This window comes from Rossellomorea sp. LjRoot5 (assembly GCF_964253455.1).
Classification (GTDB): domain Bacteria; phylum Bacillota; class Bacilli; order Bacillales; family Bacillaceae_B; genus Rossellomorea.
In genome coordinates this window covers 3,794,974-3,809,447 of sequence record NZ_CAXUQN020000001.1, presented here as the reverse complement: position 1 = coordinate 3,809,447, position 14,474 = coordinate 3,794,974, and the positions used below count along the sequence as shown (strand labels likewise).

Genomic DNA, 14,474 nt, shown 5'->3' with positions numbered 1-14,474 from the left:
ATCCGTTCTTAACCATCCTGTGTGCCGAATAAACTATCCATGATAACCACTTTTCAAAACGAATAGGGGTGGCATGATGTTTTCCGTGACAGAGATGCAGACGTTCGAGTTGTTTTCTGTTCCCCATATCTCGGTGCTTTTGATGTTTGTGGCACTATCATTTTGGCTTGTGTACTTCAGGCATTTCCTAAAGAGGTATCAATCGGTTTTGAAATGGACGATATTTTGGATGCTGGTGCTGAGTGAAGTGTCCTGGCATATATGGCTGGTGTCAACGGGACAGTGGGAGATGGGGGACCTGCCTCTGCAGCTCTGTTCCGTCAGTACGTTCATCGCCATTTATTTATTCTTGAAACAGAATCAGAAGGCCTTTTATCTCTTGTTCTTTATCGGATTCCTCCCCCCAATATTAAGCATGGTGACACCTGAAATGACTTATCAATTTCCCCATTACCGCTTTCTGAAATACTTCCTTCATCATGCAGCCATTGCGTGGTCCGTCCTTTATTTCATTGTATATGAGGGCTACCGGGTCCCAAAGAAAGCCATATGGACCGGCTTCCTCATGGTCAACCTTCTCGCTTTGCCGATCTTTTTCCTGAACATCCTTCTTGATACGAACTTCTTTTATCTGGCCAATCCCACAGAATCGAAAACAATCTTGTCCTTTTTCGGATCGGGGATCATCTATTATATCAATCTCGAAATTGCGGCACTTGTCGTGTTTTTCATGACGTATGTACCGATGGGGATGCTCGTGAGGAGGGAGAGGGTTAAAGGGTAACTCTTCCCCTGTTTTCTTCGTCTATTGTAAAAAGGAGCATTGGAATGAAGATGAGTTTTCGTTAAACAACTCATAAAATGATAAACGGGCTCATATATCAGAATACAAGCTATCTCGGCACCTGAAATTCCGAAAAAATGCATGCGTTAAAAAAAGGAGTGAACTCCCTTGAAAAAATGGTTGGCTATAGGCAATATTCTGGCGGTGGTTGGCATTGTCTTCTTTATCATCCAACCTTTCCAAACAGCGCCTCCGACTCCAAATGTAACAGCAGGAGAAGTCAGTATCCCGACAACGAAAGGTTCCTATTGCTGGGACGGACTCCTTTCAGGGGGATGTGTGGATAAAGCTTATTCAAGTGTAGTGGCGATGGCAGGGGAAGATCAACCAACCCCTGTGTCCCCAGGTGAGGAAATCACAGTGACATTTAAAAAGAAACCTCAACAGATCGGTGCAGAGAAGTGGGTGGGGGAAGAACAGGTAGAAAGCGTGAACATAAAGAATCATACGATTGTGGTTCCTGACCAGAAAGGGATCTATGTCTATCATCTAGTGGCCCATTGGAAGCAGGGGGACGGGAGTTATGTGTTTTCGGTGGAAGTGAAGTGATCAAAAAAGGCTCTCACACCAAAACGGTATGAGAGCTTTCTCCTTTATACCTGAACCTCAAACTGCTTCGAATATAGTCTGGAATAATGACCATTCTGCTCGAGTAGCGCTGCATGAGTCCCTTCCTCGACAATCCTTCCATCTGACAACACCACGATTCTTCCTGCGTTCCGGATCGTCGATAAACGATGGGCGATGACGAGCGTCGTCCGGCCCCTTGCCAGTAACTCCAGGGATTCCTTGACGATGCTTTCGCTTTCATTATCAAGGGCGCTCGTCGCCTCATCAAGAATGAGAATCGGCGGATTTTTCAAGAAGACACGGGCGATGCTGAGCCTCTGCTTCTGACCACCTGATAACCGGACGCCACGCTGACCGATTTCGGAATGATACCCTTGTGGCAACCGGGTAATGAATGCATCGGCGTTCGCTTGCTTTGCAGCCTTCATCACCTCTTCGTCTGTCGCTTCGGGATGACCATAGCGGATATTCTCCATGACGGTTCCGGAAAAAAGGTACACATCCTGCTGTACGATCCCGATATTGCTTCTGAGGAAATGCAAGTCGAGGTCTTTCACATTTTCCCCATCTATAAAAACCCCGCCTTCAGAAACGTCATAAAAACGGGAAATCAGGGAGCTGAGAGTCGTTTTTCCTACTCCCGATGGCCCGACGATCGCGACGTATTCCCCAGGGATGACTTCAAGAGTTAAATTCTTGAATACAGGCCCTAAGGCAGAATCATAATGAAATGATATGTTCTTCAATGAAATATGTCCCTCAACGCTTGAAAGAGTCTTTGCATTTGGGGCATTCTCGATGTCAGGCTTGATGTTCATGATCTCCATGAATCGCTGAAATCCTGTCACACCTTCTTGAAATTGTGTACTCATATGAGTGAGCCGCTGAATGGGCTCGATCATAAAGCCGATATACAGCAGAAACGTGATCAAGTCGGCCAGGTCAAGGGACGCATTCACAATCTGAATGGACCCGAAGATGACAATGGTGACCGTAATCAGCTGAATGAATGCTTCCGTCCCGTTATAGAAGTACGCCTCTGCACGATAGGTTCCTTTGCGGCTTTCCAAAAACCGTTCATTCTCCACATTGAATTTCCGGATTTCAAGAGATTCATTGGCAAATGACTGAACGACCCGGATGCCCGATAAGGAATCCTCCACCTGAGCATTGATGTCTCCGATCCGCTCTTTATTATCCGTCAGCGCCCGGTTCAACTTTTTATTGAAATAAAGGGAGAAGAACCCGAGGACCGGAAAGAAGCAAAAAACGGTCAGAGTCAAAGGAGCGTTGATCCAGAACAGAATCACAAAGGCTCCAAGAAAACGAACGAGATACTTCACATAATCTTCAGGTCCGTGATGATAAAGCTCCGATACCATCAACAGATCATTCGTCACGCGGCTCATCAACCGGCCCGTCTTCTCTTTATCATAAAAACTGTAAGACAGCTTCTGCAGATGAGCGAATAATTCACCTCTCATATCGGTTTCCATCCGTGCCCCGATCTCATGACCCTTGTAATCCACAATGTAATTCCCGACATTTTGACCAACGACAAGAATCACCATCACAACGCCGACCCAAAGGACATCCTCAAAAGCTGTAGAAAGACTCCCGGCCAAAACATCCTTCGTCACATAACGGACAAGCAGTGGAAAAAAGAGAGTCAGGGAAGACGTGACCAATGCACTGAACAACACAATCAAAAAAATTGAACGGTACGGTTTGTAATACGAAAGAAATTTTTTCAAAGGAAAAGTCATAACATACCCCTTTATGCGTTAGTTCACAAAACACATATAAGGGGGAAGACCGTCATCTTTAAAAAGGTATCCCACCCTTATATGAATGTACGGTTACCATTGCTTTGTTTCTCATGAAAACAGCCTCCTTTAATTTCGATACCTTTATTGTATGATGGGGTTGATGAAAAATAAAGTTAATTTTCTGATAGTAATTTCAAAGGTATCCAGTTTTGATTGGAGTCAGTATATAAAGGGTGAGGGTGAATGGGGGGCAATACATATGTAAGATAGAAAAATAAAATGATTCAAGGGTCTTGTCTTAACCTCGCGACCCCCTATTCACCTTGCCAAAAACGATGTGAATCACCCATGGAACCCAAGCGAAAACAGACTGTAGATCTTTAGAGAAAGAAGAGAGAAAACAACACCAACAACGTGCGTGTAGCGGGCGCGCGTAGGGGATTGACGACGTTTCCTAAACTAGGAAAATAATGATAGATGATTTTTATCCCTTTTTAGCATAAATTTGTGATTTAGTGAAAATGAATCTACTAGTATATTACATTTGATGATATGATTGATAGTGCATAAGTACTAGAGTTGTTACTTTGTAAATTGTACATATAAATTATTTTGAGAGAGTTGGTCTGGTTATGGGATTTTTAAAGAGTTTGGGTAAGGGTGCAGGAGAACTGGTTGGAGGTGTGACAGGAGGACTCATTAAAGGAGTCGGTGAACTGACTGGATCGGATTTCATTAAGGAAGTAGGGGATGGAGTAAAGCAATCCACTGAATTTGCCGGAAAACAATTGGGGAACGTGGCAGAAGGAGCTTGGAATGTAGGAAGTGGTATGGTAAGCAAGGATGATTCTAAAATCGACAAGGGAATTTCTGATATTGGAGAAGGCGTCGGAAGCACAGCGAAAGCCGTAGGACAAGGTATCAGTTCTACTGTCAAAAGTGTGGGGAATGTAGCAGGCGGAGTGATGGATGGAGACGAAGATCGCTGGAAAAAGGGTCTAAGAGATGTTGGGAAAACCGTTGCTGTTGGAGCTCTTGGCGTATCGATTTTGGACATTGCAGATGTAGTGGATGTAAATGGGAATGAGGGAGGCATTGACGGAGGTGGCAATGATTCAGGAACCTTGGCAATGGAAGGTCAATCAAATGCCCCTGTTTCTGCGACTGAAGGAACAATTAATCAGGACTATATAGTGGATGATAATCCGAACAATCACGGAGTCGCTCCTCATTGGGTGGACGGCCATTATCGAGCAGACGGTACGTTTGTAGAGGGGTACTGGAGAGATGGTGATGGCGATACAAGTGTAGATCGAACCGTTGAACAGGGCGGGGGCTGGAGTCAGAGTAACCCTGATTACCGTATACCGGTGGAAAAAGCGTAACTTAGAACCTGCCCATGGTACATTAAAGATTTCCCGTACCATGGGCAAGCTTTTATTTGTAGATAGAGGCTCTTTAAAACCCATGATTAAATCATAAAGAATCCCCAACATACTTATTACTCCCCGGAAGCTTCTTGATTTCATTCCAGGCTGCAATGGCGTCTGCTCTCTTTTTCCCTTTATTGGTCGTGTCGGCAAAATAGTCACGTGTGAATTGATTGTATTCGAATTGAGGTGCGATTTGCTTCTCATATGCCGGGTCTTTCTTCCGATTTGCTTCTTCGTACCAAGCTTCGATTGCGTCACGATACGTCTTTCCTATGTTATTTTTAAAATAGTTTTGGATATAAGTAGAGAAATGAAAACCGGGAATGACAGACTTAAAGAAGGTTCTGACGTTTTGACTGCAACGATGATGGTCAGTAATGACGGTATCTAGACTTAACACTTCATTATGATTTGTGTTTCGAATCCCTTTTGATTTTCTGACGGGCTTTTTGATTTCGCCTGTTTCCAAGAAAGTGCAAATTCGATTCGATAGGTCTATCTTTGAACCAGAAGTATTGATTCCGTTAGCGCGGCAGAATGATTGCAGTTCTTCTTTCAACCAATAGTACTTTTTAAACATTTCAATTGGGGTGTCCCTGTTTAAGGTGGGTCTCAATGCTACCAGCTCCTGAAATTCCATTTACATCCATTTTAGAACAAGCGTTCCTGTTTGTCTACTGTCTTGGTCCAAGCAGCATCACACCAACCCCAACGATACATATCCCGGCACCGACCCAATCATACAGATCAGGTGTCTTCTTATCGATTCCCCATCCCCATAGGACGGACAGGACAATGAAGACCCCGCCGTAAGCAGCGTAGACACGGCCGAATGACGGGAAGGACTGGAAGGTGGCGATGACGCCATAAAGGGCCAGGGCTATCCCGCCGGCGACTCCCCAATAGGCGGGTTTCCCTTCCCTGAGCCATAGCCAGATAAGGTAGCCTCCGCCGATTTCCGCGATTCCGGCAAGGATGAATAAGATGATGGCATTTACCATGTGATCACTCCTTCAATTTGTTTTGCGTAATTGAATTATAACGCACATCCGGGTTAGCAAACATTTGTCTATTTTCCCCAAACCTTCTACAATGAAAAGAATAAGAGATCGTCACTTGTCTCAATACGGAGGTGGAACTGATATGGACAACAATGAAAAGCATTATTCAGAAGAAAAGTTCTGGAGCAAGTTAAAAAGGTACGGCTTGAAGGCGGGACATTCCGTCGTGTATACGGCGCTGCTCCTTTACTTTGTTCTGCAAAAACCGGATGTTCCGAAGAAGACGAAGATGATCATCATCGGGGCGCTCGGGTACTTCATCCTTCCAACGGATTTCATTCCGGACATGGCAGTGGGAGTAGGGTTTACAGATGACCTTGGGGCCCTGGGTCTCGCGTTATTGCAGGTATCCATGTATATCGATGATAAAGTGAAAGGGAAGGCCAAGGCGAAGTTGAGTGACTGGTTCGGTGATGATGTGGATACGTCTGAGGTTGACGGGAAGTTGTGATTTTTTTCTCTAAGGGGGAGGTGAACGGACATGTCTTTATCCTCAGGTGAAAAGTCAATAGCAGAATCAGATAGAAAGAATTTAATGAAGTTTGCCAAACAATTCAAGAATAAAAGCCAGATAGATTCTCAACGAATTTGCAGGGAGATTAGAAGGGGAATTTAAATTAGAGATGGTTTTTATCTATTCCTTATAATCTCTATATTAAGTGCAGTAGTCTGGGGAGGGTCGGATTCCCGAACGAAGTCATACCATACAAATAAATCCTGTCCTTCCTCTATAAGCTTAATCATATTTTCGTCCTGAACAGATACACGAATCGTTTCAGAGTATCTACCCCTTGATTCCCCGGCTAAAGCGAGAGTTATTCCCTTGCTGCGTTTTTCAAGAACCTTCCCATTCAGTGTTTTATTGTCGGATATTTTGTCATAAGCCAAGTCTTGGTCTTCACAGCCTAGAAGCAGGGTCGATACTAATAGAATCCATAAGCCTTGCATTTTCATTGAATTCACCTCAGTGAATTAGTCGGGAGAAGGGGAAGGGACGTTACATCCATATTTCTTCCCCAATCATCCCGAACAACCATCATTCCCCCTTGAACGTGTCGTCGTACAAATCTTCATCCCCCTGTGGTTCTTTGATTCCATGCTTTTCTTCGAGGTATCTTCCGATTACGGAGTTATTAATGCCTTGCCGAACGGCCCGTTCCACTATGATGTAGAAGATAAATAGAAACACGATGAGGAGGATGACACTTATGAAAATAATAAAGAGTTCCATGCTGTTCACCTCCTTATTTTGGTTAGTATGATCTTTCTGTACATTCCATTGAACAGAAGAGGCTCATCTTCTTTAAGAATGATCGCTTCACGATTCTGTTCATATAAATTCTCAAAGTTCACTCCAATATCAGTTCCCATCATCTTTACAAAGGGTCGGACCACTTTTTTGATCATCGACATTTTAGGGGGGGAAAACTTGTCAAAAATGATCATGGTTCCTTGAGGCTTTAATACCCGGATTATTTCCTTCATACATCGGTCCGGGTCAGGGACGACGGATAAGATGAGACTGCCTACTACTGCATCAAAGCTGTTTTCTGCTAAACTCATCTGTTGGGCGTCCATTTGAATGAAATCGATCTTGGTATCCTTGAATTTGTCTTTCGCCTTTTGAAGCATGTCACTGGAATAGTCAATGGCTGTAATCTGGAATTGAGTGTGACTCAAGAGCTCCAGGTCAGCCCCTGTGCCAACGCCGACGAACAGGATTCGTTGGTGGGGATGGAATGGTGGGTGAAGAAAGAGTTTTTGACGGGCTTCAAGGAATTTTCCTGTATTAAAAATCCTGTCGTATACAGGGGACCAGAGTTTATAAATGATTTCGTTCCATCGGTTGTTCATTTTTCCCTCCCTATTTACTGTATAACAATATTCCCAACATACTGTGCACTGCCTCTATCCGTTTGAAGGTCGACCTCCAAAACGTAAGACCCTTTTCCTTTAGGGAATGTGAAGGAACGGTTCTCATCCATTTTCAGCTGCAACTTTTCATTGCCGATCCATAAGAATGCACGTAATTCCTCCACTGCAAAGTCTTCACTGTCAAAAAGGACGTCTACCTGCTGCCCGGATGGAAATGTCAGTTCCTTCTGTTCCCGTGCGAAGTCTACTACTTCTTTCGTTTCTTTCTCCAATGGTTTGCCGTTTTCACCCCGCCACTCAATATTGGTTTCGGTTAATTCTACGGAGTCGACGCTGTCCGTTTCCATAAGGGTAACAGTGGGGGGAGTGAAGTCATAGTCTTCAGCGATGCAACCTGTCAGGGAGAAAATAAGGAATAAACAGATTAGAGCCCTTAAAAAATGTTTCATACATACAAATCCTTTCTTTTCTGAGGTTGTAAGTCTAGTTTATCCATCCATTTAACACCATCCCCATATTCATCACCATATGAAAGGCGATCGAAGGATAGATGCTATCTGTCTTCAAGACTACGATGCTGTAAAAAAGTCCTCCGAAAGAGAATAGAAGACTGAGGAGGAGCGGGATACCGATGGAGAGATGCAGGAGTCCGAATCCGATACTTGTCACGGTGATGGCATAAACGACTGAGGTGTTTTGGATCAATGACGACAGCATGACGCCTCTCCAGATGAGTTCTTCCAGCGTAGCGTTCAGGATGGTGAATCCTATTGCAAAAAGGAATAATGATTTCAACTCACTGATTCCCTCCGACCAGATGAGTGGAATGAAGATGGTGCTTGATCCCGCAAGCCCGATTAATAAAAAAAGCGGCAGTGAAATAGTTTGTGAAGGCATGGAGATGCGCTTGCTCCAATCCGGTAATGTCATGTAGAGACGGACCTTTCCCTTCGCAATCCATTGTGAGACGGCTAAGGCAAACAGGATGAATAGAAGAAAACTTCTGTTCAAAAGGATTTTCGTTTCTTTTAAGATCTCCCAGCCGTTCATCCAGCCTGTTGCACATTGAAAGGTAAGGAATCCGATAAGGAAGAATAAGAACAAGGAAACGACGGATCGGTTGTTTTTAGTAGATATATAGAGGATGAGAAGCCCTAGCATCGGCAGAAGTTCCCATCCGTATGCGCGATACGAAAGAAGGATGATGCCTGAGAAAAACAGGGAGGCAGAGCTTATAAGGAAAAGGGTATGCGGTGAACGGGTCATATAGTCCTCCTAGGGCAATCGTTGAAAATAGTTTAGCATAATTTTCCTGTTTTGTATCTGTTCATTTTTCATTGTGGTACCATGAAGATAGTTTACATAAGAGAGAGGGTTAGGACATGTACAAGCATATCATTTGGGACTTTGACGGCACTCTTTTTGATACATATCCCGTGATGGCGGGAGCCTTCAAAGACACGTTGGACAGCCGGGGGATTGAGGAACCGTTAAAGGACATCATGAAACAAATGAAGGTATCGATGACTCACACATTTAATCATTATGGTGAAATGTATGGGATTGGGGACGAATTTATCACAGCCTACAATACCCGCAGAAAAGAAATCGAGTTCGATTTGTCCAAGCCCTTTGAAGGAATCGCTGAAATATGTAAGTATATTCATGAATCGGGGCGCAGAAATTATCTGTACACCCACAGAGGTGAGTCATCCATCACGATGCTGGAGAGCTACGGGCTGACGGGTTACTTCTCTGATTTCATCACTTCCGAGCACGGGTTTGAGAGGAAGCCGAGTCCGAATGCCATTCAGTATCTGATCCGCACACATGATATCGAGCCATCAGAAGCAATCATGATCGGTGACCGGGATTTGGATCTCGAATCGGGAAAAAATGCCGGAATCAGTTCCTGCTACTTTGCAGATGAGCGGGTAGAGAACCGCCACGCTGATTACGTGGTCACGAGTGTGGAGGAACTGTATAAGATTATTTAAGGATGAAGACCATTGAGGGACGGACCTCGATGGTCTTTTGTGGGTAATTTTGGAAAAAGACGCATAAAACAAAATAATGACGCAATTATCGTGAAAACGACGCAATTAATTGAAAAATGACGCAATAAATGAAAAAACGACGCAATTCCTGTCCGCCGACGCCCCTTATGAATATAATCCACTTCTCAGGAGTCTATGACACTACCAATTTCCTGCTTCTTTTCAAAATCATTCTCCATTTATTACTGCATGTGCTCATCTTTGTTTTGAATCTCCCCATTTCGGATACATTATATGAGCACACACCAAACAGATGATTTGTCATCACCCTGCCAAACATGTGATGATAAATTCATACCAAAATTATCGGAATAAGGAGATGAGGTTATGAACGTAGCAGTTGTTGGAGCAAATGGACAGATCGGGAAGCAAGTGGTCGGATTCTTGAAGGAAGTGGGACATACTCCGAGAGCGATCGTGAGAAAAGAAGAGCAGGTACAGTCTTTCGAGCAGGACGGTGTAGAAGCTGCACTGGTTGATTTGGAAGGCACGGTGGATCAAATTTCAAACGGATTGAAGGGAGCCGATGCCGTCGTATTCTCTGCAGGATCAGGTGGCAGCACTGGTTCAGACAAAACCCTTCTCATCGATCTTGACGGAGCGGTGAAAACGATGGAGGCTGCAAAAGAGGCTGGAATAGAACGTTTCATCATCGTGAGTGCCCTGCAGGCTCATCACCGTGAGAACTGGAATGACTCCCTGAAGCCGTATTATGTGGCGAAGCACTTTGCGGACCGAGCACTTGAGGACAGTGGACTTACCTATACGATCATTCGTCCGGGAGGATTGCTGAACGAAGAAGGTACTGGTAAGGTATCGGCGGGTGAGAATCTTGAAAGAGGATCCATTCCGCGTGAAGATGTGGCGAGAACCATCGTGGCATCGTTAACGGAAGCGAGCACGTTTAATAAAGGATTCGATCTTATTTCAGGAAGTACTGGAATAGAAGAAGCCGTTAAAAACGTATAAATAAGAGGAAGGAATGATCATCGTTGGATGGTCATTCTTTTTTTATGTAAAAACGGGTAGACGACATATGGATTGACGTATGATTCAAATAATATAGGAATCTCAGCCAGAGTGCCCCATATCAAGGTCATTCTTTTATGGGGTTGAGAATATTGTGTTGATTTGGAATAATTGGCATAAGGATACAGGTGATTCGAATTGAATTATTTTGTCAAATTAAATGTGGTCAGCATGATTTATGCCCTGATGATTCTCGTTCCCGTGGAGCTGATGGTGAATGTATACAGGTTGACGAGACTGACGAGCTGGGAAATGGGAGTGGTGATGGATGTCAGTGGATTCCTGATTGTCGCGATTTTTCTGATGGGAACGGTCTTCCTCTACTTATTAACGTGGAAGTGGATGGAGGGGCGGAGGGCAAGCTATTGGACGTCGGTTCTTTGGTTTCCATACTTTCTGCTATTTACGTACGTCATCGCCACTTTCTTTCCAACGACATATGGGGGAGACGCTCCTAACCCTGCGACAGGTTTAGTGTTGATCGGGGCATTGGTTGCTTTTCCTTTTTATGTGTTGGTGTTGAATTTTTTGAGTTTAGATACGGAAGATCACCAAAATGAGGACACCCATGTTGGGAGATAGAGGGTGGAGAGGTAATGAATGTATTCGGTGAAAAAGTTCCTGGAATGGATTATCAAAAGAGAAAAGGTGTCTATGCCGTCATCTTTCATCATGAAAAAGACAAAATCCTGACGGTTCGAAACGAGACGGGGCACTACTTTCTGCCGGGTGGCGGCATAGAAAGAAATGAAAGTCATGTAGAGTGTCTGCAAAGAGAACTGATGGAGGAAACAGGTTACAGTGTATCGATTGGTTCTTATATCGGAAATGCCATGTGCTACTTTGTTTCAAAAAAGGGAGATCCGCTCCTTGGGGAAGGACACTTTTATCTGGTTGAGCTGAATGAAAAGACGCAGAAACCAATGGAAGATGACCATGTTCCAGTGTGGATGGGTCGAAAGGATGCGAAAAGGCTCCTGATACATGAGCATCATTATTGGGCAATAGAGGAAGCGTGGAAGCTGAATGAGGAAATCGGTATACAAGACAACTTCAAAAATCATGAACATAGCACCAACATAGAAAAATAATGAAGTGAAAAAGGAGAAAAAATGTTAAAGCTATTTTTAACAACCACAACACTAACAGAAAAAGAACTCATCAATAAAGCTCTTAAAAACGAAGGATTAAAACAAATCTCAAGTGATTCCGAGATCACCAGTTTAGGAGAAGGTGCCTGGCACTATGCATATTTGATTGAGGCAGAACAGCTCGTCCTCCGCATCCCGAAAAGAATCGCCTATGAGAAAGAGGTCGTCTTCAACAGAGATGAGCTTAAAGCGGATTATGCCGGGACCAAGGCTTTTTATGAGCATGCCAACAGGACGGGAAAGGGGATGTGTCCTGCACATTACGAATACTGCATCTCTGAGGAATTAACTTATACGCTCGAAACGTATGTAGGAAAATCAATCGGGCTAGCCGGACAGACCCCGGATCAATCGAAACGTTATGGAAGGGAACTAGGTGAGTTCTTCCTGGCCCTTGAAGAGCTGGATTCACCCATTCCAGGCATCGGATATATAACGGTTGGGGAACACGGAGAGATAAAAGGACTATACGAGGGAGACCTATGTGCGTTCATCCGGGAAGAAACGGGAGAATACCGGGAAGAATGGGGGTCCCTTCTTGAAAGCTCTTATTCTTTTAATAAGGAAAAAGTGAGAAGGACGGGGGAAGAACTGATTGCCGCCCGGTCCGTCGAAAGGGAAAAGCTCGTCCTTACGAATCAGGATACGTCGCCTGAGAATATGATTTTCACTCGTAGCGGCGTCTGGATGATCGACCCGTTCCCGATTCTCTATACGGGAACTTCTCTCGCTGCCAATTACGTTTTCAACTACCGGACACTATTTCATGCTCTGCACAACACAAAGCGGCATGGCAAAAACCAATACCACCTCTTGATCCCACAATTGAAGGCCAGTGCAGAAGGTTTTGTGGAGGGGTATGTGAACGGTTCAAAGCAGAAATGGAATGACCTGAACGTGGAAGTGTACTTGAAGCTCGTCACCATGACCTATGAACATGATCTGCTTCTGAAGCAGGAAACTTTGAGCCGTGAGCAAGTGATCCGGTACGGGACGAAGGAGCAGATACAAGAGCGAATCGGTAACTTTTTAAAGGAGCTTGAACGATTTTAAGAAGGATGGCGTTGAAAGCATATCCGACTGCATCTTCTCGAATAATTCCTGACATGAAACCAGGTATTCCTCATAAACTATTCTGAGGTGAGTAAAATGCCAAGAGTCAAATACACCGATGCCGATGTGGCCTTGATGGCGAGGATGATGAGAGCGGAAGCGGAAGGCGAAGGGAAACAGGGGATGCTGTACGTGGGCAATGTCATCGTGAATCGTGCGAAGGCGGAATGTTTGGACTTCAAGAAAGTAAGAACCATCCGTCAGGTCATCTTCCAGGTCCAGGGTGGGAACTATTCATTTGAAGCCGTCCAAAAAGGAAATCTTTTCTATAACCGGGCAAGGTCGGTCGAGAAAAGACTGGCTAAAAAGAATCTGGATTATTGGGCACAGCACCCGGCTAAATTTGCCCTTTGGTACTTCAATCCTTACGCCCCTTGTCCCCCTACATGGTACGACCAGCCCTTTACGGGACAATTCAAAAATCATTGCTATTATGAACCGGCGGCAGGGACGTGTGCAAGTGTGTATACCGGTGGGTGAGGATCATGAGAACTTCCTGGTTGAAATCGGGTGGTTCTTTTTTATGCGTATTTATTTGAAACTATTTCCAAATGAAAAACGTATAGTTAGTAACAAATGGAAATGAATAGAGGAGATGGAACACTTGAAGACTGTTGGGAAGGCGTTACTCATACCGGCATTATGCTTCATGTTTGTAGGATGCTCCAATAAAGAGCCAGTGGATAAGAAGGAACAGGAAACGCATATCATCTTCTCCCAAGAGGAACAGAATTTTGAAATCATTTATATGTATGATGAAGTGCAGGAGTATGTAGACACCGTACGGGAAAAGACGGGAAAAAGCAATGAGACTGTGTTCATTGAAAAGGTGTTTGAGCCATTTAAAAAGAAGTCCAATATGGAGGAAATCAGCTTACGATATACGTTTGATCCGTCCTCAGAAGTGGACAAGCTTGGAGAATCCATAAAGGATCTGGAAAAGGATAAAGATACGACGAGCGGAATCATTAAAGAAGCATTGCTGAAATCAGCTAAAGAGCTTCCAGGTAAGGATAAGAAGTTTATTGTTTTTCCAGCGAACCCAGAGGATACGTTTATAGTGGAACAAATGGGAGGTGTATCGGGGTTTGCCCTATCAGAGGATGTCATTGTATTGCAACTTTCACCATCCGTGCAAGAAGACATCTTGAAGTACACTGTCGCTCATGAATACAACCATCTCATGGCAGAAGAAAGTAATCGGGGGATGATAAGGACCATCCTCGGTGGGGTTGTGGTGGAAGGGAAGGCGGATGCCTTTGCCCATACCATCTATCCAAAGATCGAGGCACCCTGGCAGAAACCGATGACACCGGAGGAAAAGGAAAAGGTAGTGGCTGAGATTACTGAACTTCGATACTCCGATGATATGAAGGAATACGAGAAGTTAAGAAAAGGAGACTCTTCTAAAGGCATCCCCCAATGGGCCAACTACAAAATCGGATATGAAATCGTCCAAAGCTACCGGAAGAATCATCCTGAAATCTCGATTGAGAGATGGACCAGCATGCACGAAGCCGAAATCATAGCAGGAAGCGACTTTGAGAAAATCACGGCCTATGAATGAGACAA

At 44.3% G+C, this 14,474-nt stretch carries 19 protein-coding genes; 11 read left to right on the top strand and 8 right to left on the bottom strand.

Features of this window, described 5'->3' with window-relative positions:
- Positions 1 to 73: 73 nt before the first annotated feature.
- Together ACSQ2E_RS19590 and ACSQ2E_RS19585 are read left to right on the top strand one after the other, a co-directional pair.
- Positions 74 to 784 carry a YwaF family protein gene (locus ACSQ2E_RS19590; protein WP_435993345.1) on the top strand — a complete coding sequence of 237 codons (711 nt, stop codon included), beginning with the start codon at positions 74 to 76 and terminating at the stop codon, positions 782 to 784.
- Between the two features lie 168 nt (positions 785 to 952).
- Positions 953 to 1,393, top strand: a complete 441-nt coding sequence (locus ACSQ2E_RS19585; protein WP_435993343.1) for a hypothetical protein — start codon at positions 953 to 955, stop codon at positions 1,391 to 1,393.
- Positions 1,394 to 1,437: 44 nt separating this feature from the next.
- On the opposite strand, the gene ACSQ2E_RS19580 is transcribed toward ACSQ2E_RS19585, so the two are convergent.
- Positions 1,438 to 3,180: an ABC transporter ATP-binding protein gene (locus tag ACSQ2E_RS19580; protein ID WP_435993341.1), complete on the bottom strand. Its 1,743-nt coding sequence runs from the start codon at positions 3,178 to 3,180 to the stop codon at positions 1,438 to 1,440.
- A 635-nt stretch (positions 3,181 to 3,815) separates the two neighbouring features.
- Between ACSQ2E_RS19580 and ACSQ2E_RS19575 the strand changes: the two genes are divergently transcribed.
- A complete protein-coding gene (locus ACSQ2E_RS19575; protein WP_435993339.1) occupies positions 3,816 to 4,568 on the top strand; it encodes a hypothetical protein in 753 nt (250 codons plus the stop codon).
- A gap of 91 nt (positions 4,569 to 4,659) precedes the next feature.
- Here ACSQ2E_RS19575 and ACSQ2E_RS19570 read toward each other — a convergent pair whose 3' ends face one another.
- Together ACSQ2E_RS19570 and ACSQ2E_RS19565 are read right to left on the bottom strand one after the other, a co-directional pair.
- Positions 4,660 to 5,232, bottom strand: coding sequence for a DUF6434 domain-containing protein (locus ACSQ2E_RS19570; RefSeq protein WP_435993337.1), 573 nt, complete (start codon positions 5,230 to 5,232; stop codon positions 4,660 to 4,662).
- A 58-nt stretch (positions 5,233 to 5,290) separates the two neighbouring features.
- A complete protein-coding gene (locus ACSQ2E_RS19565; protein WP_435993335.1) occupies positions 5,291 to 5,617 on the bottom strand; it encodes a YnfA family protein in 327 nt (108 codons plus the stop codon).
- Positions 5,618 to 5,759: 142 nt separating this feature from the next.
- On the opposite strand from ACSQ2E_RS19565, the gene ACSQ2E_RS19560 reads away from it, so the two are divergent.
- On the top strand, positions 5,760 to 6,128 hold the full coding sequence (locus ACSQ2E_RS19560; protein WP_435993333.1) for a YkvA family protein: 369 nt from the start codon (positions 5,760 to 5,762) through the stop codon (positions 6,126 to 6,128).
- A 179-nt stretch (positions 6,129 to 6,307) separates the two neighbouring features.
- Here ACSQ2E_RS19560 and ACSQ2E_RS19555 read toward each other — a convergent pair whose 3' ends face one another.
- The 5 genes from ACSQ2E_RS19555 to ACSQ2E_RS19535 all read right to left on the bottom strand — a co-directional run bounded on the left by ACSQ2E_RS19555 (position 6,308) and on the right by ACSQ2E_RS19535 (position 8,818).
- Entirely contained in the window at positions 6,308 to 6,631 is a 324-nt protein-coding gene (locus tag ACSQ2E_RS19555; RefSeq protein WP_435993331.1) for a DUF3221 domain-containing protein, read from the bottom strand.
- Positions 6,632 to 6,713: 82 nt separating this feature from the next.
- Positions 6,714 to 6,908, bottom strand: a complete 195-nt coding sequence (locus ACSQ2E_RS19550) for a hypothetical protein (RefSeq protein ID WP_435993329.1) — start codon at positions 6,906 to 6,908, stop codon at positions 6,714 to 6,716.
- A 5-nt stretch (positions 6,909 to 6,913) separates the two neighbouring features.
- On the bottom strand, positions 6,914 to 7,531 hold the full coding sequence (locus tag ACSQ2E_RS19545; RefSeq protein WP_435993327.1) for a class I SAM-dependent methyltransferase: 618 nt from the start codon (positions 7,529 to 7,531) through the stop codon (positions 6,914 to 6,916).
- A gap of 14 nt (positions 7,532 to 7,545) precedes the next feature.
- Positions 7,546 to 8,001: a hypothetical protein gene (locus ACSQ2E_RS19540; RefSeq protein WP_435993325.1), complete on the bottom strand. Its 456-nt coding sequence runs from the start codon at positions 7,999 to 8,001 to the stop codon at positions 7,546 to 7,548.
- Positions 8,002 to 8,035: 34 nt separating this feature from the next.
- Positions 8,036 to 8,818, bottom strand: coding sequence for a CPBP family intramembrane glutamic endopeptidase (locus ACSQ2E_RS19535; protein WP_435993323.1), 783 nt, complete (start codon positions 8,816 to 8,818; stop codon positions 8,036 to 8,038).
- A gap of 116 nt (positions 8,819 to 8,934) precedes the next feature.
- On the opposite strand from ACSQ2E_RS19535, the gene ACSQ2E_RS19530 reads away from it, so the two are divergent.
- The 7 genes from ACSQ2E_RS19530 to ACSQ2E_RS19500 all read left to right on the top strand — a co-directional run bounded on the left by ACSQ2E_RS19530 (position 8,935) and on the right by ACSQ2E_RS19500 (position 14,469).
- Complete coding sequence (locus tag ACSQ2E_RS19530) at positions 8,935 to 9,549, top strand: HAD-IA family hydrolase (protein WP_435993321.1); 615 nt, start codon at positions 8,935 to 8,937, stop codon at positions 9,547 to 9,549.
- A gap of 387 nt (positions 9,550 to 9,936) precedes the next feature.
- Complete coding sequence (locus ACSQ2E_RS19525) at positions 9,937 to 10,578, top strand: SDR family oxidoreductase (protein WP_435993319.1); 642 nt, start codon at positions 9,937 to 9,939, stop codon at positions 10,576 to 10,578.
- 198 nt (positions 10,579 to 10,776) lie between these two features.
- Positions 10,777 to 11,220 carry a hypothetical protein gene (locus ACSQ2E_RS19520; RefSeq protein ID WP_435993317.1) on the top strand — a complete coding sequence of 148 codons (444 nt, stop codon included), beginning with the start codon at positions 10,777 to 10,779 and terminating at the stop codon, positions 11,218 to 11,220.
- 14 nt (positions 11,221 to 11,234) lie between these two features.
- Complete coding sequence (locus ACSQ2E_RS19515; protein WP_435993315.1) at positions 11,235 to 11,729, top strand: NUDIX hydrolase; 495 nt, start codon at positions 11,235 to 11,237, stop codon at positions 11,727 to 11,729.
- Between the two features lie 21 nt (positions 11,730 to 11,750).
- Positions 11,751 to 12,842 (top strand): hypothetical protein, encoded by a 1,092-nt coding sequence (locus ACSQ2E_RS19510; RefSeq protein ID WP_435993314.1) that lies wholly within the window; start codon positions 11,751 to 11,753, stop codon positions 12,840 to 12,842.
- 96 nt (positions 12,843 to 12,938) lie between these two features.
- A complete protein-coding gene (locus ACSQ2E_RS19505) occupies positions 12,939 to 13,382 on the top strand; it encodes a cell wall hydrolase (protein WP_435993312.1) in 444 nt (147 codons plus the stop codon).
- A gap of 124 nt (positions 13,383 to 13,506) precedes the next feature.
- A complete protein-coding gene (locus tag ACSQ2E_RS19500) occupies positions 13,507 to 14,469 on the top strand; it encodes a DUF2268 domain-containing protein (protein ID WP_435993310.1) in 963 nt (320 codons plus the stop codon).
- Positions 14,470 to 14,474 lie beyond the last annotated feature (5 nt).